At 70.2% G+C, this 18,936-nt stretch carries 20 protein-coding genes; 12 read left to right on the top strand and 8 right to left on the bottom strand.

Translation table 11 applies throughout. The annotated features are described in order from the left end of the window. Window positions 1-41: 41 nt before the first annotated feature. Window positions 42-1,661 (bottom strand): arginine--tRNA ligase, encoded by a 1,620-nt coding sequence (gene argS / locus AB0J66_RS27210; RefSeq protein WP_364666105.1) that lies wholly within the window; start codon window positions 1,659-1,661, stop codon window positions 42-44. A 697-nt stretch (window positions 1,662-2,358) separates the two neighbouring features. Between argS and AB0J66_RS27205 the strand changes: the two genes are divergently transcribed. The 3 genes from AB0J66_RS27205 to AB0J66_RS27195 are packed head-to-tail and all read left to right on the top strand — an operon-like array spanning window position 2,359 to window position 3,624. Further along, window positions 2,359-2,580: a hypothetical protein gene (locus AB0J66_RS27205; RefSeq protein WP_364666102.1), complete on the top strand. Its 222-nt coding sequence runs from the start codon at window positions 2,359-2,361 to the stop codon at window positions 2,578-2,580. Between the two features lie 27 nt (window positions 2,581-2,607). Next, window positions 2,608-3,093 carry a protein phosphatase gene (locus AB0J66_RS27200; protein ID WP_364666377.1) on the top strand — a complete coding sequence of 162 codons (486 nt, stop codon included), beginning with the start codon at window positions 2,608-2,610 and terminating at the stop codon, window positions 3,091-3,093. A gap of 39 nt (window positions 3,094-3,132) precedes the next feature. Beyond that, the gene (locus AB0J66_RS27195) at window positions 3,133-3,624 is read left to right on the top strand and encodes an SRPBCC family protein (protein ID WP_364666100.1); all 492 of its coding nucleotides are present in this window, start codon (window positions 3,133-3,135) and stop codon (window positions 3,622-3,624) included. On the opposite strand, the gene AB0J66_RS27190 is transcribed toward AB0J66_RS27195, so the two are convergent. From AB0J66_RS27190 to AB0J66_RS27170, 5 genes are all read right to left on the bottom strand, one after another. Continuing rightward, window positions 3,621-4,430 carry a class I SAM-dependent methyltransferase gene (locus AB0J66_RS27190; RefSeq protein WP_364666097.1) on the bottom strand — a complete coding sequence of 270 codons (810 nt, stop codon included), beginning with the start codon at window positions 4,428-4,430 and terminating at the stop codon, window positions 3,621-3,623. The genes AB0J66_RS27195 and AB0J66_RS27190 overlap by 4 nt on opposite strands. 68 nt (window positions 4,431-4,498) lie before the next feature. Next, window positions 4,499-7,093, bottom strand: coding sequence for an AAA family ATPase (locus AB0J66_RS27185; protein WP_364666094.1), 2,595 nt, complete (start codon window positions 7,091-7,093; stop codon window positions 4,499-4,501). Window positions 7,094-7,133: 40 nt separating this feature from the next. Further along, entirely contained in the window at window positions 7,134-7,688 is a 555-nt protein-coding gene (locus AB0J66_RS27180; protein ID WP_364666092.1) for a flavoprotein, read from the bottom strand. A gap of 3 nt (window positions 7,689-7,691) precedes the next feature. Beyond that, window positions 7,692-8,009, bottom strand: a complete 318-nt coding sequence (locus AB0J66_RS27175; protein ID WP_364666089.1) for a hypothetical protein — start codon at window positions 8,007-8,009, stop codon at window positions 7,692-7,694. Beyond that, window positions 8,006-9,193 (bottom strand): ABC transporter-binding protein, encoded by a 1,188-nt coding sequence (locus tag AB0J66_RS27170; protein ID WP_364666086.1) that lies wholly within the window; start codon window positions 9,191-9,193, stop codon window positions 8,006-8,008. Before AB0J66_RS27170 ends, AB0J66_RS27175 begins: the two co-directional genes overlap by 4 nt. An 84-nt stretch (window positions 9,194-9,277) precedes the next feature. Between AB0J66_RS27170 and AB0J66_RS27165 the strand changes: the two genes are divergently transcribed. Further along, complete coding sequence (locus AB0J66_RS27165; RefSeq protein WP_364666083.1) at window positions 9,278-9,835, top strand: hypothetical protein; 558 nt, start codon at window positions 9,278-9,280, stop codon at window positions 9,833-9,835. Here the strand turns inward: AB0J66_RS27165 and AB0J66_RS27160 are convergent. Further along, window positions 9,829-10,155: a hypothetical protein gene (locus AB0J66_RS27160; protein ID WP_364666080.1), complete on the bottom strand. Its 327-nt coding sequence runs from the start codon at window positions 10,153-10,155 to the stop codon at window positions 9,829-9,831. The genes AB0J66_RS27165 and AB0J66_RS27160 overlap by 7 nt on opposite strands. Before the next feature lie 133 nt (window positions 10,156-10,288). Further along, complete coding sequence (locus AB0J66_RS27155) at window positions 10,289-11,080, bottom strand: SAM-dependent methyltransferase (protein WP_364666077.1); 792 nt, start codon at window positions 11,078-11,080, stop codon at window positions 10,289-10,291. Window positions 11,081-11,364: 284 nt separating this feature from the next. Between AB0J66_RS27155 and urtA the strand changes: the two genes are divergently transcribed. From urtA to AB0J66_RS27115, 8 genes are read left to right on the top strand one after another with little or no spacing between them, the layout of a single operon-like run. After that, window positions 11,365-12,663, top strand: coding sequence for an urea ABC transporter substrate-binding protein (gene urtA / locus AB0J66_RS27150; protein ID WP_364666074.1), 1,299 nt, complete (start codon window positions 11,365-11,367; stop codon window positions 12,661-12,663). A gap of 6 nt (window positions 12,664-12,669) precedes the next feature. Continuing rightward, window positions 12,670-13,554 (top strand): urea ABC transporter permease subunit UrtB, encoded by an 885-nt coding sequence (gene urtB / locus AB0J66_RS27145; protein ID WP_364666071.1) that lies wholly within the window; start codon window positions 12,670-12,672, stop codon window positions 13,552-13,554. Next, entirely contained in the window at window positions 13,551-14,645 is a 1,095-nt protein-coding gene (gene urtC / locus AB0J66_RS27140) for an urea ABC transporter permease subunit UrtC (RefSeq protein ID WP_364666069.1), read from the top strand. The genes urtB and urtC overlap by 4 nt, the downstream gene beginning before the upstream one ends. Beyond that, on the top strand, window positions 14,642-15,391 hold the full coding sequence (gene urtD / locus AB0J66_RS27135) for an urea ABC transporter ATP-binding protein UrtD (RefSeq protein ID WP_364666066.1): 750 nt from the start codon (window positions 14,642-14,644) through the stop codon (window positions 15,389-15,391). Before urtC ends, urtD begins: the two co-directional genes overlap by 4 nt. Window position 15,392: 1 nt before the next feature. Further along, a complete protein-coding gene (locus tag AB0J66_RS27130) occupies window positions 15,393-16,076 on the top strand; it encodes an ATP-binding cassette domain-containing protein (protein WP_364666063.1) in 684 nt (227 codons plus the stop codon). 56 nt (window positions 16,077-16,132) lie between these two features. Next, the gene (locus AB0J66_RS27125) at window positions 16,133-17,809 is read left to right on the top strand and encodes a cytosine permease (protein ID WP_364666060.1); all 1,677 of its coding nucleotides are present in this window, start codon (window positions 16,133-16,135) and stop codon (window positions 17,807-17,809) included. Next, window positions 17,809-18,375: a helix-turn-helix domain-containing protein gene (locus tag AB0J66_RS27120; RefSeq protein WP_364666374.1), complete on the top strand. Its 567-nt coding sequence runs from the start codon at window positions 17,809-17,811 to the stop codon at window positions 18,373-18,375. Before AB0J66_RS27125 ends, AB0J66_RS27120 begins: the two co-directional genes overlap by 1 nt. After that, a complete protein-coding gene (locus tag AB0J66_RS27115; RefSeq protein WP_364666058.1) occupies window positions 18,372-18,929 on the top strand; it encodes a helix-turn-helix domain-containing protein in 558 nt (185 codons plus the stop codon). Before AB0J66_RS27120 ends, AB0J66_RS27115 begins: the two co-directional genes overlap by 4 nt. Window positions 18,930-18,936 lie beyond the last annotated feature (7 nt).

Below are 18,936 nucleotides of genomic sequence, written 5' to 3'. Positions count from 1 at the left end.
ACCCTAATCGTCGATGGAACGCCGGGTCGATGGCCCGGTGATCACATCGCGTCCGGCAGCTGAATCCCCAGAAGATCAAGTCCGAGGGTCAGCGTCTCGCCGGTCCGCGCGGCCAAGGTCAGCCGGCCGGCCCGGGTGTCCCCCTCGGACTTCAGGATGGGGCACTTCTCGTAGAAGCTCGTGAAGGCCACGGCGAGATCGTGCAGGTAGGCGGCCAGTTTGTGCGGCTCCCGGCCGTCGACCGCGGCCGTGATGGCCGGCTCGAAGCCGAGCAGCGCCAGCGCCAGCCGCCGCTCCGCCGGGTCGGCGATCCTGATCGGACCCGGCTCCGTGGACGCCTTGCTCAGCAACGACCGGATCCGCGTCACCGCGTACTGCAGGTAGGGCCCGGTGTTGCCGGTCGCGGCGAGCATCCGGTCCCAGTCGAAGATGTAGTCGCTCCGCCGGTCGCCGGCCAGGTCGGCGTACTTGATCGCGCCGATCCCGATGGCCGGGCTGGTGGCCCGCAACACCGCCTCGTCGAGCAGGTCGCTCAGCTTGATCGTGTCCCCGGCCCGCGTCTTGAGCATCTTGCCGTCCGCCCCGAGAATCGAGCCGAACTCGACGTGCTCCGCCGTAACTGTCTCATTCAGCCAGCCGGCCGCCCGAGCGACGGCGAACACCATCCGGAAGTGCTGCTGCTGGGGCGAACCCACCACGTAGATCAGCTTGGTGGCGTGCAGGCCCCGCACCCGGTGCCGTACGGCGGCCAGATCCGAGGCGGCGTAACCGAACCCGCCGTCGCTCTTCCGGACGATCAACGGGAGCGGCTCCCCGTCCCGACCGGTGAAGCCGGCCGGGAACGCGCAGAGCGCACCCTCGCTCTCCACCAGCAACCCCTGGGCGCTCAGCTCCTCGAGCACCCCGGCCAGCATCGGCTGGTAGAAGCTCTCCCCCACGAAGTCGCCGGCCGCCAGCCCGATGCCGAGCCGCGCATAGCTGTCCGTGAACGACACCTCGGACTGCGCGACCAGCCTCTTCCACAGCTCCCGGGACTCGGGGTCCCCGCTCTGCAGCGCGACCACCCGCAGCCGCGCCCGCGTCCGGAAGCCCTCGTCCCCGTCGAACCGGGCCCGCGCCTGCCGATAGAACCCGGTCAGGTCGCTCAACGTCGCCCCACCATGATCATTCTCGGCCAGCTGCTCGATCAGCATGCCGAACTGCGTGCCCCAGTCACCGAGATGATTCACCCGCACCACGTCATGCCCCACGGCCTCGAACAGCCGGGCCAGCGCATCCCCGATGATCGTCGACCGCAGATGCCCGACGTGCAGCTCCTTGGCCACGTTCGGGCCGGAGTAGTCGAGCACGATCCGCTCCGGCTGCTCAACCCGCGGCACGACCGGCGGCGCACCCTTCTGCAAGATTTGGTTGTCCACCGTGAGATTGAGAAAACCCGGCCCTGACAACTCGACCCCGGCCAATCCGGACAAATCCACTTTCGCGGCCACGGCGGCGGCGATCTCCCGGGGCGGCGTCCCGAGTTGCTTCGCCAGCCCCAGCGCCGCCCCCGACTGGAAGTCGGCATGCTGCGACGCCCGCACCAGCGGGTCAACCGGCCGGCCGGCCACGGAGGCGAAGGCCGACGCGAGCCGCCCGGCCAGGAGAGTTTCCACGTTCATGATCAGACCCATTCGACGGACGCGAAGACGGGTCGACCGGCCCAGAGAAAGCGATCCGGCGGGCTCGACCCGCCGGGAGAAATGCAGAGATCAGCGGCGGTCGTCAGAACGCCGGCGTCGCTCACTGAAGGTCTGCATGGCCGACACTGTAGTGCATCTCCGGCCCCCATCACGACCGGTTAAGGCACGCACCACCCGCGGAGCTCGCCACCGACCAGAGCCGCCATGTGCAAGGCCCTCCGCTCGCAGCGCCCGCGTCTCCCACGGCGCCCGTGTCCTCCCGCAGCGCCCGCGTCGCCCGCGTCTCCCACAGCGCCCGCGTCCTCCCGCAGCGCCCGAGTCTTCCGCAGCGCCCGCGTCTTCCGCAGCGCCGGAGTCTTCCGGAGCGCCCGCGTCGCCCAGGCACGCCGCCCGCAGCGCCCGCCCTCCCTTGGGGGCCCCCGCCAGCACCAGTGTGCCGGAAAAACGGAAGATCAGGTTGGTGCCTGTGGACAGTCGGCGGTCCTGTGGAAAACGTCGGTCAAGCGGGCGGGCGTGGTATGGCGAGGGCAACGCCCCGGCCTCGTCGTGCTGACCGGGCCGCCCGGCCGCGAACGGTCCACGCTGCTGCGCCGGCTCTCGTCCAGGGGACTCGGTGAAGGCCGCGCATCCGGGCGGCCGCCTGCGGAGACCCGGTGGGCGCACCCAGATATGACGGGTGAAGAAGCTCATCAACGACCCCGCGGTCGTGATCGCCGAAAGCCTGGTGGGACTCACGAGGACGGCGGCGGGGGTGGCGCGGCTGGGTGGGTCGGCCCCCGGGATCCGCGCCGATGTGGGCGAGCTGCGGCAGGCGGGACTGGTGGCGGTGGGCGGTCGTCCTCTGGCTCGGCGCGGTGGCCTCGACGCTCCGCCCACGACGAAGAAGCGCCGCTCGTGATGGAGCGGGGGTGGCCTCTACGCTTCGCTGGTGAGCGAGCAACTGTGGCGGCCGGGCGAGGCGGGTGTGGTGCGGCTGCCGTCGGGGCGGCTGGTGCGGGGGCGGGGGCTGCGGGACGCCATGCCGTCGGGGTATCCGCCGACGTTCGGGGTCTATCTGCTGGGGGATCCGCCGCCCGAGTTCGGATGGACGAGCCGGTGGCTGCGCTGGCCGGATTTCCGGTTGCCGGCCGACCCGGCGTACGCCGCAGTGGTCTTGCGGGAAGCCTTGGACCGCAGCGAGGGTGACCGGGTCGAGGTCGCCTGTTGGGGCGGGCGCGGGCGCACGGGAACGGCCCTGGCCTGCCTGGCGGTGCTCGACGGGGTGCCGGCGGCCGAGGCCGTCGCCTTCATCCGGGAGCGCTACCACCCGCGGGCGGTGGAGACGCCGTGGCAGAAGCGGTTCGTGCGGCAGTTCGACGGCGCGGGCACGGAGCAAACCCGGGGCGATGATCAGAAGCGGCCATTACGCTAGGAGCCGCACGTCGAAGGCCCTGGGGGACTCATGATCGTCGTGGAGCGCACCTTAGCCGTGACCTCGGAAGCGGGTCCGGTGCTCGGCTACCTCACCGATTTCGGTAACACGGCCGTCTGGGACCCGGCCGTGCAGCGGGCCACGCGCCAGGACGCTGGGCCGATCCGGCCCGGCGCGAGCTGGCTGCAGGTCTGCAAGATTCTCGGCATCACCACCGAGACGGTCTACACGCTGATCGCCTCGGAGCCCGGCCGGCTGCTCTTCCACGGCCGCAACGAGGGCGCCACCTGCACCGATTCGGTCGTGGTGCGCCCGCTGGCGGCGGGGGCCGAGGTCACGTACCGCGTGGAGCTGGAGATGCACGGCCTGGCCAAGCTGGCGACCCCGTTGATGCGGGTGGAGTTCGAGAAGTTCGGCACGGCCAGCGCGCTGGCGCTGACCGATGCCCTCAACGCGCTGGCCGCCATGCGGACGGCCGAGGTGCAGTTCCCCGCGCCGTCGTCCACAGTGCTGGGTGAGCAGCTGGGTTAGGCCCGGGTGGCCACGATCCGCAGGTAGGTCGACGGGATCTTCAGGGTGCCGTCGGTGGCCGTGTTGTTGCGGCCGGCCAGCGCGACCAGGTCGTCGTAGAGCGGCTTGGCGCCGTCCGGGCCGAGGGCCTCGAACGCCTTCAGCGTGGGCCCGTACGTCTGCCGGAAGTAGTCGGTGAACGCCTCCGGGGAGACGAAGCGGAACACGAAGGTGCGCTCCACCGCCGACAAGCGCGACACGCGATCGCCGAACAGCTCGCGCACGCGGGCCTCGTTGCCCCACTCCACCGGCCCGCGGACGCCGGGCGGGGGCGGCACCCGCCGGCCCACGGTCCGGAACATCTCGCCGATGAAGCCGTCCGGGGTCCAGTTCGCCATCGCGATCGTCCCACCCGGCCGGCACACCCGGGTCAGCTCGGCCGCCACTTTCTCCTGGTCGGGCGCGAACATCGCGCCCACCACGGAGATCACCGCGTCGAAGCGCCCGTCCGGGTAGGGCAGGTTCTCCGCGTCGGCGATCTCGGTGGCGATGGGCAGGTGCTCGGCCGCGGCCCGTTCCCGCGCCCGGTCGAGCAGGCCGCTCACGTAGTCGGTGGCCAGCACCTCGGCCCCGCACCGGGCGGCCGCGATCGATGCGTTGCCGGTCCCGGCCGCCACGTCGAGCACCCGCGCCCCGGCTGACAGGTCGGCCGCCTGCACGGTCTCCTCCGCCATCGAATGGATCAGGGCCGCCACCGCGCCGTAGTCGCCGCTGGCCCAGGTCTTCTGCTGCTTGGCTTTGACACCTTCGAGTACTAGCTCTGTCATGCCTTCGACGCTAGAAATCCCCTGGCCCGCACACATGGGGAGAGCTCCCTATCTTGGCGGGCGGCTCCCTATCCGAGCAGTCCCCGCTTGCGGGCCGCCGCAGCTGCCTTGCCCCGGGACGAGACGCCCAGCTTGCCGAGCACCGCCGAGACGTGGTGATCGACGGTCTTGGCCGAGACGGTGAGCCGGGCGGCGATGTCGGCGTTGCTGAGCCCCTCGGCCAGCAGAGCCAGCACCTCCTGCTGGCGGGCGGTCAAGTCGGCCGCGACGGTGGCGCCGGTGGTGCGCCGGGGGCCGGCCGTCTCGGTGGCGCGGCGGGGGCCGCGCGGGACCGGAAGGCCGCGTTCGCGCAGGTCGGCGCGGAGCTTGCGGGATCGGGCGGTGGCGCCCAGCCGGTCGAAGACCTTCAGCGCCTCGGTCACCGCGGTTCCGTCACCGTGCGCGAGGGCTTCGGCCCGGGCGTACGGACAGTCACGCTCCTGCCAGTACGCAGCGGCACCACGCCAATCCCCCGCGATGATCATGCGAAAGGGCGCGGCGGCGAGCACAGCCGCGGTGCTCGCGGTGGTGCATCGCCACAGCCAGAAGGCGAGCTCGCCGGTGAACCACTCGTGGCCGAAGCGCTCGGCCACGGCCAGGCCCTTCTTGGCCTCGATCGCGGCCCGTTCCGCGTCGCCGGACAGCCAGCAGGCCTCGGCCAGGGCCAGGGCGGCCGGGCACAGGAATTGGGCCTCGCCGGTCGGGTAGCCGTGGTCGGCCGCGAGCTGGGCGGCCTCCAGCGCGCCGGGCTCGCCGCGGCGGGCGGCCAGCACGGCTTGGACGGCCATGGCCGAGACCCGGGCGCCGCCCGGCTGGGGCGGGCCGGCCAGCGCCTCGGCGGCGTCGGCCCGGGCGGCTTCCCAGTCGCCGCGGGCCAGGTGCAGCCGGGCGCGGTGGCCCAGCAGGTGGCGGACGTAGCCGTCCAGGTCGCGCGAGGTCAGGAACGGGATGACCCGGTCGAACGTCTGCTCGGCGATGGTCAGGTCGTACGCGTCGACGGCGAAGCTGGCCAGGTTGACCAGCGCCCGCCCGGCGTGGTCGTCGAAGCCGGCGGCGACGGCCAGCTCATGGGCGCGCCGCAGCTCGGCGACGCCCTCCACCTCGCCCGCCAGGACCCGGGCCGAGCCGATGTTGACCAGGGCGTGCAGCTCGGTGTCGAGGTCGCCCGCCCGGCGGGCCAGGTCGGTGGCGCGCACGCCCCAGCCGATCGCCCGCTCGACGTCGTGACCGAGCATGAACAGCTGCGACAGGTTGCTGTAGGCGGCGGCCAGCGACGGGCCGGGCGGCTGGGCCTCCAGCACCTCGACCGCGCGGTAGCCGGCGTCACGGGCCTCGGCCGGTTTGCCCAGCCACCAGCTCAGCCGGGAGATCCAGCGCAGGTTCTCCCCGATGCGTACCTCGTCACCCAGGCCCGTCCGCAGCGCCAGCGCCTCCCGCCGGGCCTCGATGGCCTCGGGCGCGAGGCCACCGTGGTAGGCCGCCAGCGAGTATTCCTCTAGCAGGTCGGCGCGATCTTGAGCAGAGGAGGTAACGAGCGGCAGCGCCTGCTGATAGTGGGCGGCGGCCTGCCGGTACGCGCCCAGGGAGGCGGCCCGGCGCGCGGCGATCGGCGCCCAGTGCCGTACGGCCGCCCTGTCGCCCGCATGGTGGGCGTGGTGGACCATCCAGGCCGGCTCGACCCCGGCCCGGCCGGCGTGACCGGCCAGGATCTCGGCGTGCAGGGCGGACCGGCGCCCCGGGGAGAGGGACTCCTCGACCGCCCGCCGCAACAGCTCGTGCCGGAAGGCCACGCCCCGGCCGCGGGCGGTGAGCACGCCCCGGTCCAGGCACTCCTCGATCGCGTCGAGCCGGTCGACCGCGAAGCCGTTCTGGGAGGGCACGACCGACACCAGGTGGGCCACCTCGCGGGCCGCCGGCGACAGCGTGGCGATCCGGGACAGGATCAGGTCGCGTACGGTCGGGGGCACGCCCGTCTCGGCGGCGGACAGCACCTCCGTCACCAGAAGCGGGTTGCCGCCCGTGACCTCGTACACCTCGGGAGCCGGACGACCCGCACGCAGCGCAAGCTCATCCACCGCCGCCGGCGTCAGCGGCGGCAGACCGATCCGCCGGACCAGACCCGGCGGAAGTCCGGACAGGACGGTTCTCAACCGGTGCCCGGGGCCGACCTCCTCCTCCCGGTAGGTGATCAGCAGCAGCGCCCGGCAGAGCGCGAGGCGGCGCCCGAGGAACGCGACCATGTCGAGCGTCGCCTCGTCGGCCCAGTGCAGATCCTCGAGCACGACGACGGGCCGGGCGGCCTGCGGCGGACGGTCGAGCGCCTCCAGCAGCAGGTCGAAGACCTCGGCCCGGGAACCGGCGGTGATCCGCTCGCGCAGGGCGCCCCCGAGACGGCGGGCGATGTCGTGCAACGGGCCGAGCGCGCGCGGGGTCAGCAGCGGATCGCACGAGCCCCAGAGGGTCTGCGCGCGTGGACCGGCGGCCTCGGTGAACGCGGCCGCCAGGGTGGACTTGCCGGCCCCGGCCTCGCCGCTGATCACGGCCACGCGCCCGCCGGCGGCGCAGTCCGCGAGCAGGCCGGTCAGCACGGCGAGCTCGCCCGAGCGCTCGAGCAGGTCCGTCACGGGCCCAGGCTATGCACCGGCCGTGACGCGGGCCTAGCGCCTATCGGACAGGGGTGGCGTGACGATCAACCGTATTCAGGCCGAAAACGTCCTCGACGAGGTCGAGTGCCTTGATCCACGGGAACTCGGCCCCGTTGCCGGGCACCCAGCCGTCGACCGGGCCGAACAGGACCCGTACGCCCTCGGCCCGAAGCTCGTCGAGCGAGCGGCGGAACGGACGGCGGGCGGCCAGCGCCTCGTTGACCGCGGGCACGACGACGGTCGCGACGCCCCGGCCGATCACGTCGGCCACCGAGCTCAGCGCGTACGTGTCGGCGATGCCCAGGGCCAGCTTGTTGATGGTGTTGAAGGTGGCCGGGGCCACGATCAGCGCGTCGGCCGGCGGCGAGATGCGGGTGCCGTCGGCGGCGAACTTGTACGTGGTGCGCACGGGCCGGCCACTGGCCCGCGTGACCGCGGCCGAATCGATGAACTCGAGCGCGTTCTGTGTCGCCGTGACGTCGACGGTCCAGCCGCGCCCCATGGCCGTCGTGATCAGCCCGAGCACACCCGCGGCCGCCGATCCCCCGCAAACCACCACCCGTAAGTCACCCATAGCTTACGATTCTGTCGGATGATCGGGTTCTTTGGGCTTCGTATCGGCTTTCGAGTTGTAGGACCGGTAGGCCAGCCAGAGCGCGCCCACCGCGGCCACCGCCGCGGCCACACTGGACAGTTGGTCGGCCATGCTCGGCCCGAGCGCCACCACGAAGACGACCACGGTCAGCGCGAGCAGAAGGACCAACAGCGCGGTACGCCACCAGCGTGGCAGCAACCCCGGCGGCATCCGCTTGCGCAGCAGGTAGACAGCGCCTTCGAGAAGGACGATGGCCGCCGTCACCACGATGCAGATCTGCCACGCGTCGATGTCGCTCATCGCAGCGTCTCCTGGATGTCGGAGATGAATTGCTGGGTCAGCTGCTCGCCGTCGTAGAGAAAACGGTGCACGTGGCCGGCGAAGGCCTCGGCGAACGCCGCGTAGTTGGCGTGCATGGGCCGCGGCCGGGACGACTCCACCGCGTTGCGGATCACCTTGAGGTGCGGCATCGTGTCCGTCACGACCGGGTCGATGTAGGAGTCGAGGCCGGTCGGCGCGAAGCCGTACTTGGCCAGCAGCAGCTGCGCGGGGCCGTCGGTGAGGAAGTGGATGGCCTCCACCGCCTCGTCGCGGTGGTCGCTCTCGGCCGACACGGCCAGGCTCTGCCCGCCGATGATCCCGATCGGCAGCCGCCCGAGCCGGATCTCGTCGGTGGCCGGCTTGGTGCGCTCGGCCCGGTCGATCGCCGGGAAGTAGACCGGCCAGTTCCGCATGAAGCGCAGCCCGTTGCGCTGGAACGTGCGGTTGGTGTCGTCCTCGCCGGCCTCCGCGCCGACGCGCCGGCCACGGATGGCGGCGGCGAGCGGTCCCAGCGCCGAGCGCCACTGGCCGAGGCTGAACGACAGCTGGCCGCGCTCGTCGAGGATCGCCTCGTCCTCCGACAGCGCCTGCTCGAGCACGTTGACCACGAACGCCTCGTCGGTCTGGGAGCCGACCGTGTCGAGCTGGCCGACGAAGCTGCGCGAGCTCGCGGTCATGACCTGCGCGAGGGTGGGGTCGGGGCCGGCCTCGGCCTTGTCGGCGACCCGGCGGTAGAGGACGCCGACATCGGTGTTGAACGGCACCGCCCAGAACTCGTCGGTGCCCGCCCGCGCGCTGAGCCGCTGCACCGGGCCCAGCAGCGAGATGTCGTTGCGCGGGGTGATCGGCACGATCCGCTTCTCGGCCGCGAACTTGGGGATGTGGATGACATCGAGGTTGTAGATGTCGGCGTGACTGGAGATGAACTTCTCGTACTGGTCGCGGGTGGAGCTGTTGATCTCGATCGGCTCGATCTTGACGTACGGGTTGAGGTCGTTCCACATCCGCACCAGCAGCCGCCGCCCGCCGGTGTCGTCGACCCCGGTCACCAGCGTGAGCTTGACCTCGTCGCGGCGGGTGAGCAGATAGCTCGCGGAGGCGGACACCATGCCGGCCGTCAGAACACCGGCGAGGAACGAGCGTCTCGAGTAGGGCTCCGTCATACGCGCCTCCGTTCGAACCTCCCAAGATACCGATCGTGGTCAATGTCCCCTCAGTCGCGCTGTTTCACGCCTACGCTGGCAGACATGCACGCGGTCGTCGACGTGGGCAGCCAACTGAACCCGGACATCAGCTGGCCGGAAGGCGCGGCCCTGTCCATGTTCGCGGGCGAGCCCGTACAGCTCATGATCTTCCTGAGCCACCCGCACGACCTGGAGATCCAGGCCGTGACGACGCCGCCCACCCAGTTCGCCTGGGTCGACAGCGAGCACGTGGGTCTTCTCCTCTACCGCCTGGGACCGCTTCTGACCTGGTCCTACACGGCCTACAGCCCGCATCTGTTCGACCCGGCCGACGGGCTGCCGGGCGTGGACGCCGACCCGCTGGTGCAGATCGTGCTGATCGACCGCGACACCAACGTCGTCAAGGCGCTGCACACGGTCCGCTGGCCCGCCGACTTCGCGGCGGCGGTCCGCGCCTCGGTGGTCAAGATGCGCGAGACACCGTTCCACCAGATCGACTACGACCACGCGCTGGCCGGGCTGCACCGCCGTTTTCCGACGCCGGAGGACCTGATCGTCGACCGGGCCGAGGTGCTCTGCGTGGCCACCCCGGCCTTCTCTCCGGACGACCCCGATCAGTAAGCTCCGCCGGGGTTGAAGCCCAGGCCCATGACGATGGCGCCGATGATGATCGCGACGACCATCGCCACGCCGATGATGACCGCGCCGACCGCCCCGACCGTCAGGGTGGCCCGGCTCATGCCGCTCAGCCCGTCGGCGATGGCCTGCCCCAGCGGCGGCGGGGAGATGACGATCGGCGGGTAGTTCCGCTTGACGGCCTTCTCCCCGGTCTTCTCCCCGCCCCTCTCTCCGGTCTCCTCCACGACGACGACCGTGGGGGCCGGGTCTTCACGGGCGGGCTCGGCCGGGCGCCGGTCCTGGTGGTTACCTTGCAGCAACATGACGCCGCCTCCTTGGGCTCCAGCAGGTCTTTCACCTGCATCGTGAGCCTGTTTCGGGGTTCCGGGGAAGGCCCGCACGGCCCTACCTTTTTGCCCGAACTGCGCGGTATATTGGGGAATATTGGGCCTTCGGTCAGCCGGCGCGTCCCTTGCGGGCCACCGCCCCGAACTCATCCACCTCACGCGACCCCTCCGTGTCGGGCCGCCACCGCGAACAGGGCACCAGCCCCGGCTCGAGCACCTCCAGCCCCTCCAGGAACCGCGCCAGCTCCTCGGGCCGTCGCAGATGATAGGAAAGCGGCGCGTTCGCGTTCCACACCCCGATCGCCTCCTCGAACGCCGGCCCGTCGATCACGTTGGTCCCATCCGCCGTGATCAGGTAGCTCCCCACCGGTAGCGCCCCCATGAGCCGCCGGACGATGCCCACCGCCTCGTCGAGATCCGGCACATGCCCGAGGATGTTCATCAGGATCAGCCCGGTCGGCTGCGACAGATCGAGCGTGCGCCCCGCGCCCTCGATGACCGACCCCGGATCCCTCAGATCGGCATCGATGTAGGCGACGTCGCCCTCCCCCAGCAGCGTCCGCGCATGCTCCAGCACCAGCGGATCGTTGTCGACGTAGACCACCCGCGCCCCCGGCGCCACCTGATGGGTGTGCTCAGCCGACGGCATCCCCGTGCCCACGTCGAGAAACTGCCGGATCCCGGCATCTGCGGCCAGGAACCTCACCGCCCGCTTCAGAAACGCCCGCGACGACCGCGCCACCACCGCGATGTCCGGATAGAAGGCGGCGAACTGATCCCCCACCGCCCGGTCAGCCGCGAAGTTGTCCATCCCGCCCAGCCAGTAGTTCCAGACCCGAGCCGAATGCGGCACACCAGTATCGAACCGAGAAACGGACATCATCAGCTCCCGCCTGCCCATCAACCGATTCCGGGATGCTAGCCGCCTCCACTGTGGATTGCCCCCGGCTCGCGGCTCGGCGGATGTCAAAAGTGTGCCATCCATGCGGCCGGATGACAGACCTCTGACATCGGCAGTCCTCACTTTCCGCTGCTCTAGCGGCCCTATTACGCCTGATCGATCAGTCGGCTACAGAGTTGGAACAACTAAGAAATGTCAGAGTAATGACTCATGGTCAGTCTTCTTCCACTGGCAGTAGCCGGTGGCACGATCCGCCCCCTTCACCACGAACGGAGTTGGCATATATGTCCACCACCAGCAAGCGGATGCGCGCGCTTGTGGCCACGGGCGCCATCGGGACGACCATGGCCCTCGTGCTGACCGGCTGTGGCGCCCGAGCCGGCGACGACACGGCCGGCGCGGGGTCGTCCGCGGCGGCCAGCTGCGTCGACACCTCCGGCAGCACCGTCAAACTCGGCTTCCTCAATTCCCTGACCGGCGGCATGGCGATCTCGGAGAAGACCGTCTCCAATGTGCTGCACATGGCCGCTGACGAGATCAACGCCGGCGGCGGCATCCTCGGCAAGAAGATCGAATACGTCCAGGAGGACGGCGCCACCGACTGGCCCACCTTCGCCGAGAAGACCGAGAAGCTGCTCACCCAGGACTGCGTCGCCGCGATCTTCGGCGGCTGGACCTCGTCCTCCCGTAAGGCCGTGAAGCCGGTCGTCGAGAAGCTCAACGGCCTCTTCTTCTACCCGGTGCAGTACGAGGGCCTCGAGTCGTCGCCGAACATCTACTACACCGGCGCGACCACCAACCAGCAGATCATCCCGGCGATGGACTTCCTCGCCTCCAAGGGGGTGAAGACGCTGTTCCTCGCCGGTAGTGACTACGTCTTCCCCCGTACCGCAAACGCGATCATCAAGCTGTACGCGGCCAAGCTCGGCATCAAGATCGTCGGCGAGGAGTACGTGCCCCTCGACAAGGACGACTGGACCAGCCAGGTGGCGAAGATCGCGGCGGCCAAGCCCGACTTCATCTTCAACACCATCAACGGCTCGTCGAACGTCGGCTTCATCAAGGCGTACTACGACGCCGGCCTGACCCCCGCGAAGACGCCGATCATCTCGGTGTCGATCGCCGAGGAGGAGGCGCCGGCCATGGGTCACGAGGTCACCGGCAACTACGCGTCCTGGAACTACTTCCAGTCGCTCAAGACCGCCACCAACCCGAAGTTCATCCAGAGCTGGAAGGCCTACCCCAACAGCAGCGGCGTAACCTCCGACCCGATGGAGGCCGCCTACATCTCGCTGTACCTGTACAAGGCTCTCGTCGAGGCGGCCGGCTCGTTCGACGTCAACGCGGTGAACGCCGCGGCGAAGGCGAAACCCATCACGTTCGACGCGCCGGAGGGCAAGGTCACGCTCGACGGCGAGAACCACCACATCTCCAAGCCCGGCCACATCGGACGGATCAACGCCGCAAACCAGTTCGACATCGTCTGGTCCTCCGACAAGTTCATCGAGCCGGACCCGTACCTCGAGGCGTACGACTGGTTCCCGGCCGACATCCGCAAGCAGCTCACCGACGCGGCGGGCTGACCGCCCGTGGACGCACTGATCCCCCAGCTGCTGAACGGCAGCGCGCAAGGTGCACTGCTGCTGCTCGCCGCGCTCGGCCTCTCGCTCACCTTCGGCCAGATGGGCGTGATCAACATGGCCCATGGCGAGTTCCTCATGATCGGCGCCTTCAGCGCCTACCTGGTCCAGCAGGTCATCACGGCCAGCAACCTGTCAATCCCGGTCGCGCTGCCGGTCGCCTTCGTCGTCGCCGGCCTGTTCGGCCTCGTGCTGGAGGTCACCATCATCCGGTGGATGTACCGACGGCCCCTCGACACCCTGCTCGTCACGGTCGGAGTCGGACTGATCCTGCAGCAGGCGGCCCTGCAGATCTTCCCGTCCCAGGGTGTCCCGGTCGAGAAACCCCGCTGGCTCGACGGGCAGGTGAACATCCTCGGCTACGAATGGCCGCTGCGGCAGCTGTTCACCATCCTGCTCGCCACCGTCTGCGTCGCCGCCCTGTCGGCCTGGCTCAAGTACACCGCGTTCGGCCGCCGCATCCGGGCGACCGTGCACAACCGGGACCTGGCCGAGACCACGGGGATCTCCACCCGCCGGATCGACCGCCTCACCTTCTTCGTCGGCTCGGGTCTGGCCGGGGTCGCCGGCGTGGCCGCGTCGCTCATCGGCGGCACGAACTCCCAGATGGGCGCGCAGTACATCATCCCGGCCTTCCTCGTCGTCGCCGCCGGCGGCATCGGCCAGCTCAAGGGCACCATCATCGCCGCGTGGGCGGTGGGTGTCGCCCTCTCGTTCTTCGCCTACTGGACGACCGGCAGCCTGGCGCAGGTGCTCGCCTTCATCCTCGTGATCGTCTTCCTGCAGCTGCGCCCACAGGGCCTGTTCACGGTGCGAACCAGGAGTCTGGCATGACCAAGAAGCCTTGGATCTCCCTCAGCGGCATCGGGCTGTTCGCCGTCCTGCTCCTCGCGGTCGCTCCCCTCGTGCTCTCCGACCATTGGCTCAACAACCTCGGCAAGTACTGCTGCTGGGCCATCGCCGCCGTCGGCATCGGCCTGGCCTGGGGCCGGGGCGGGATGCTCGTGATGGGGCAGGGCGTGTTCTTCGCCCTCGGCGCCTACGCGATGGCCATGCACCTGACCCTGGAGACCGCCGGTGACCGGATCCCCGGGTTCATGGTGCTCTACGATCCGCTCGCGCCGCTCCCGGCGTTCTGGGAGCCGTTCCGCAGCGCGGGGTTCACCCTGGTGGCGATCGTGCTGCTCCCGGTGGTCGTGGCCGGCGCCCTCGGCTACGCGCTGTTCAAGCGCCGGGTGAAGGGCGCCTACTTCGCGATTCTGTCGCAGGCGCTCGCCGTCGCGCTGGCCGTCCTGATCAGCTCCACGATCCGCGAGACCGGAGGCGACACCGGGCTCAGCGACTTCAAGTACTTCTTCGGCTTCGTGCTGAACGACCCGGCGAACAAGGTGATGGTGTACCTCATCGCGGCCGCGCTGCTCATCGTGTGCCTGCTCGCGGTGTGGCAGCTCTACCGCAGCCGCTTCGGTGAGCTGCTCGTCGCCACCCGGGACGCCGAGGAGCGGGTGCGTTTCCTCGGCTACGACCCGGCCAACGTCAAGCTCGTCGCCTTCGTCGTCTCCGCCCTGATGGCAAGCATCGGCGGAGCGCTGTTCGTGCCCATCGTCGGCATCATCACCCCGGCCGAGATCGGCGCCGCCGCCTCGATTCTCATGATCGCGGGCGTGGCCTTCGGCGGTCGCGCGTCGCTGTTCGGCCCCGCGCTCGGCGCGATGGCGGTCGGCTGGGGACAGTCGAGCCTCGGCTCGACCTGGCCCGACGGCTGGACGTACATCCTCGGTCTGTTGTTCATCGTCGTGATCCTCTTCCTGCCGAACGGGCTGTCGTCGCTCCCGGCCAGGTTCAAGGGGTGGGCGCGCCGAGCCCCGATCGAGCAACCCGCCCCCGCGCGCGCCGCCGCCCAGCTGGAAGAGGTGCGGTCATGACCGGCACTTCACTCGTCGTCACGGATCTCCATGTCGAGTTCTCGGGTTTCGTCGCGGTGGGCGGCGTCTGTTTCGACGCCCACCCCGGTGAGGTCCGGTTCCTCATCGGGCCGAACGGCGCCGGCAAGACGACCTGCATCGACGCGATCACGGGGCTGACCAAGGGCACCGGGTCGGCCCGGCTCGGCAATACGGAGCTGCTCGGCCGGCCGGTCCACAAGATCGTCCGCCTCGGGGTCGGCCGCACGTTCCAGACCGCGAGCGTCTTCGACGAGCTCACCGTGCTGCAGAACCTCGACATCGCCGCCGGGCGCCACCGCCCGTCGGTCTCGCTGCTGCGGGCCCGGCGGGGCGTCGACCCGTCGATCGAGCATGCGCTGGAGGAGACCGGCCTCACCGGCGAGCTCGCCACACCGGCCGGCATCCTGTCGCACGGCCAGAAGCAGTGGCTGGAGATCGCGATGCTGCTCGTGCAGGACGCGCAGGTGCTGCTGCTCGACGAGCCCGTCGCCGGCATGAGCCAGGACGAGCGCACCGCCACCGGCGAGCTTCTCCAGCGCATCGCGGCCAAGCGCATCGTGCTCGTGGTGGAGCACGACATGGACTTCATGCGCCGCTTCGCCACCCGAGTGACGGTTCTTCACCAGGGCCAAGTGCTGTCGCAGGGCACGGTGGCCGAGGTTCAGGCCGATCCCAAGGTGCAGGAGGTCTACCTCGGCACCGCAGACGCCATGACGGAAGGCTGACATGCTGGAACTCACCGACATCAAGGCCGGTTACGGGCGTACGCAGGTGCTGCACGGGGTGACGGTGCCGTCCGCCGACGTGGTGGCCGTGCTCGGCCACAACGGCGCCGGCAAGACGACCCTGCTGCGTCTCGCGATCGGCCTCATCAAGCCGTCGAAGGGCCGCGTGCTGTTCGACGGCGAGGACATCTCGTCGCTTCCCCCCAACAAGCGGGTGGCCCGCGGCATGGCGTACGTCCCGCAGGGTCAGCAGGCGTTCGGCCAGCTCACGACGCTGGAGAATCTGCAGCTGGCCGCCGACGGGCGCCGCCGCGGCAAGGCGCTCATCGACGCGCAGCTGGCCCGCTTCCCCGCCCTGAAGAAGTTCGCCACCCGCAAGGCGGGCCTGCTCTCGGGCGGACAGCGCCAGCAGCTCGCGATCGCCCGTGCCCTCATCACCGAGCCGAAGCTGCTCATCCTCGACGAGCCGACCGAGGGCATCCAGCCCACGATCGTGGCCGAGATCGAGCACACCATCATGCAGCTGGCCGGCGAGGGCATCAACGTGCTGCTCGTCGAGCAGCACATCGGCTTCGCCCTCGAGGCCGCCGAGCGTTACGTCGTGCTCGCCTCGGGCCACGTCACACAGACCGGCGAAGGCGGCAAGGCAGCCACCTCCACCGTGCGGGCCGCCATGGCGATCTGAGCCGGCGTGACTCACACCGGCAATGCCGCCGTAACACCGGACAGCGACTATGCCCTGTGTCGACGGACAACGCGCGCGCGGCCGCAGAGGACAGCCTGGAGGACTACGCCTTCCGCTACGTGCCGCGTACGTTCCGGCGCTGGAGCGCGGCCTCCGTCGGCGCGACCGCCCTCGGGTCCATCGCGTTCCTCGCCGACTTCTCGATCGGCGCGAGCATCGGCATCGACCACGGCACCCCCAACGCCGTGCTCGGCATCGTGTTCGCGTCGGTCATCATCGTGATCGTCGGCGTGCCCGTCGCGTATTACGCCGCCCGCTACAACCTCGACCTCGACCTCATCGCCCGGGGCTCGGGATTCGGCTACTACGGCTCCATCGTCACGACCGTGGTCTTCGCGGGCTTCACCTGCATCTTCTTCGCCCTGGAGGGTGCCATCATGGCGCAGGGGCTCCAGCTGGCGACCGGGATGCCGCTGTGGCTCGGCTATCTCATCTCGACCGTCGTCGTGATCCCGATCGTCATCTACGGCATGCGCGCGCTGGAGCGCCTGCAGTTCTGGACCACGCCCCTGTGGCTCGCCCTCGCCTTGGCGCCGCTGCTGTGGATCCTCGTCTCCGACCCCGAGGCCGTGCGCGCCTTCACGTCCTTCACCGGCGACTCCGACGGCTCGGTCAGCTTCGGCGCCGTCGTCTCGAGTGCGGCCGTCTGCTTCGCCCTCACCCCGCAGCTGGCGGAACAGATCGACTATCTCCGCGCCATGCCGCCGCGCACGCCGTCGAACGCCCGCTCGTGGTGGACGTCGTTCGTGTTCTCCGGCCCGGGCTGGGTCGTCTTCAGCGGCACCAAGCAGGCGATCGGGGTGTTTCTCGCCGTCTACCTCCTCGTGAGGGTCGAACCGGCTCTCGGGCACCGCGCGGCCGAACCGGTCAAGCAGTTCGTCGGCATGTACCAGACCCTCATTCCCGACTGGCTCGCGATCATCCTCGCCGTCCTGCTCATCGTGGTCGCTCAGGTGAAGATCAACGTGACGAACGCGTACTCGGGCTCGCTCGCGTGGTCGAACGTCTTCACCCGGGCGACGAAGCACTACCCCGGTCGTACGATCTTCGTCCTGTTCAACCTCGTGATCGCGTACGTCCTCATGATGTTGGACGTCTTCACCCTCATCACCTTCGTGCTGAGCCTGTACGCGAACGTCGTCATGGCGTGGCTCGTGACGATCGCCACCGATATCGCCATCAACAAGTGGGTGCTGCGCATCTCGCCGCGCTACCCCGAATTCCGGCGGGGCATGCTGCACGACTGGAACCCGGTGGGGCTCGTGTCGGTGGGGCTCGCCTCGGCGCTGTCGCTGCTCGCGTTCGCCGGGCTCTTCGGCACCGCTGTCAAGCCGTTCTCGGTGCTCATCGCGATCGGCGTGGCGGTCCTCGCCACGCCGGCCATGGCCGTCGCCACACGGGGGCGCTACTACCTGCGCCGCCGCTCCGACGGCATCGACTCGCCCCGGTTCGACGCCGACGGGAACCCCTCGGGCGAGCGGCTCCGCTGCCACGTCACCGGGTACACCTTCGAGCGGCCGGATATGCTGGCCTCGGCTGAACGAGGGCCGCACGGCCAGGTGCAGTACGTCTCGTCGCTGGCGCTCACCCTCGACGGCTCCGATCGCTACGTGCTCCCGCCGGAAGTCACCGGGCCCCCGCGCTGGGCGGCCGCCCGGAAGAAGGGGACGTGATGGAGGAGCCGGTCGACACGGCGACCGCGATTCTCGCGAGCGCCGCGGTGCTGCTGCGCGAGCGCATGTTCGACGACATCTCCTACCGTGCCCTCGCCGACGAGGTCGGCGTCTCGGAGCGCACGATCTACCGCCAGTACCCCACGCGGGCGCACCTGCTCGCCGCTCTCTCGAACTGGATCGAGCAGACCAGCTTCCCGTTGCCGCCGTTCGTGACCGTGTCCGACTTCCGCGCCGCCGTGCACGAGCGTTTCCGGGCCTTCGACGCATTGCCCGCGTACGCGTACGTCGGCGCCCGGGCGTCGGCGATCTCCCCGACGCTCGACACCGAGCCGGCCTACATCACCCGGGCGATCGAGGCGATGCTCGAGGTGTCGGCGCCGACGCTCAACCGACGGGATCGGCGGCGGGTCGCGGCCTCCCTGTGCTACTTCTCCTCGGCGATGTTCTGGGCGCGCCTGCGCACGGGCTTCGACCTGGACGCCGGCGAGATCTGCGACGCGTTCGACCGCGCCATCGACACCGTGCTCGCCAAACTGCCCGATGCGACGTGGGCGCGGCCGTGACGGAGCTGAGTGGCACGCAAGCGGCGATCCTCGCCGCCTACGCCGAACTGATCGAGGAGGTCGGCAGCGACGACGTGTCGTACCGGGTCATCGCGCGCCGGGCGGGCATCGCCGAGCGCACGGTGTTCCGCAACTATCCCTCGCGCGTCGACCTGCTGCTGGCGACCGCCGCATGGATCGAGGCGACGCTGTTCGCCCGCGAGGAGTCGCATTCGATCTTCGACGTCCCCCTCGCGATCCGCGACGCGATGCAGCGGTACGACGAACGGCCGGAGCTCGCGCACGTCGTCGCCGAAACGGCGATGCGCGGCGTCAGCGGCGCGGCGCCGTCCCCCGGCCGAACGCACCTCGAAGCGCTGCTGGACGCCGAGGTGCCCTCCCTCGACGCGGCGGAGCGCAGGGCGATCATTGCCGCGCTGTCGCACCTCGACTCCGTCGGAACCTGGGTGACGTTCCGCCGCGAGCTCGGTATGGACCGCCGAGACATCGCCGACGCCGCCGCATGGGCGGCGGAGGCGGTGCTCGACGGCATCCGCGACCGCGTCGCCCCGTAGCGGACCG

Origin of the sequence: Actinoplanes sp. NPDC049598, from assembly GCF_040675435.1 — a bacterium.
In the GTDB taxonomy this organism is placed as follows: Bacteria; Actinomycetota; Actinomycetes; order Mycobacteriales; family Micromonosporaceae; genus Actinoplanes.
Note: the sequence above shows the minus strand (reverse complement) of the source record. Positions and strands in the feature narration are given on the sequence as shown.

What these genes read in the sequence shown, in the direction of transcription:
- argS (WP_364666105.1), bottom strand. Translation starts at nt 1,661, where the DNA reads ATGAACGTGGAAACTCTCCTGGCCGGGCGGCTCGCGTCGGCCTTCGCC.
- AB0J66_RS27190 (WP_364666097.1), bottom strand. Translation starts at nt 4,430, where the DNA reads ATGACAGAGCTAGTACTCGAAGGTGTCAAAGCCAAGCAGCAGAAGACC.
- AB0J66_RS27180 (WP_364666092.1), bottom strand. Translation starts at nt 7,688, where the DNA reads ATGGGTGACTTACGGGTGGTGGTTTGCGGGGGATCGGCGGCCGCGGGT.
- AB0J66_RS27175 (WP_364666089.1), bottom strand. Translation starts at nt 8,009, where the DNA reads ATGAGCGACATCGACGCGTGGCAGATCTGCATCGTGGTGACGGCGGCC.
- AB0J66_RS27170 (WP_364666086.1), bottom strand. Translation starts at nt 9,193, where the DNA reads ATGACGGAGCCCTACTCGAGACGCTCGTTCCTCGCCGGTGTTCTGACG.
- AB0J66_RS27165 (WP_364666083.1), top strand. Translation starts at nt 9,278, where the DNA reads ATGCACGCGGTCGTCGACGTGGGCAGCCAACTGAACCCGGACATCAGC.
- AB0J66_RS27160 (WP_364666080.1), bottom strand. Translation starts at nt 10,155, where the DNA reads ATGTTGCTGCAAGGTAACCACCAGGACCGGCGCCCGGCCGAGCCCGCC.
- AB0J66_RS27155 (WP_364666077.1), bottom strand. Translation starts at nt 11,080, where the DNA reads ATGGGCAGGCGGGAGCTGATGATGTCCGTTTCTCGGTTCGATACTGGT.
- urtA (WP_364666074.1), top strand. Translation starts at nt 11,365, where the DNA reads ATGTCCACCACCAGCAAGCGGATGCGCGCGCTTGTGGCCACGGGCGCC.
- urtC (WP_364666069.1), top strand. Translation starts at nt 13,551, where the DNA reads ATGACCAAGAAGCCTTGGATCTCCCTCAGCGGCATCGGGCTGTTCGCC.
- urtD (WP_364666066.1), top strand. Translation starts at nt 14,642, where the DNA reads ATGACCGGCACTTCACTCGTCGTCACGGATCTCCATGTCGAGTTCTCG.
- AB0J66_RS27130 (WP_364666063.1), top strand. Translation starts at nt 15,393, where the DNA reads ATGCTGGAACTCACCGACATCAAGGCCGGTTACGGGCGTACGCAGGTG.
- AB0J66_RS27120 (WP_364666374.1), top strand. Translation starts at nt 17,809, where the DNA reads ATGGAGGAGCCGGTCGACACGGCGACCGCGATTCTCGCGAGCGCCGCG.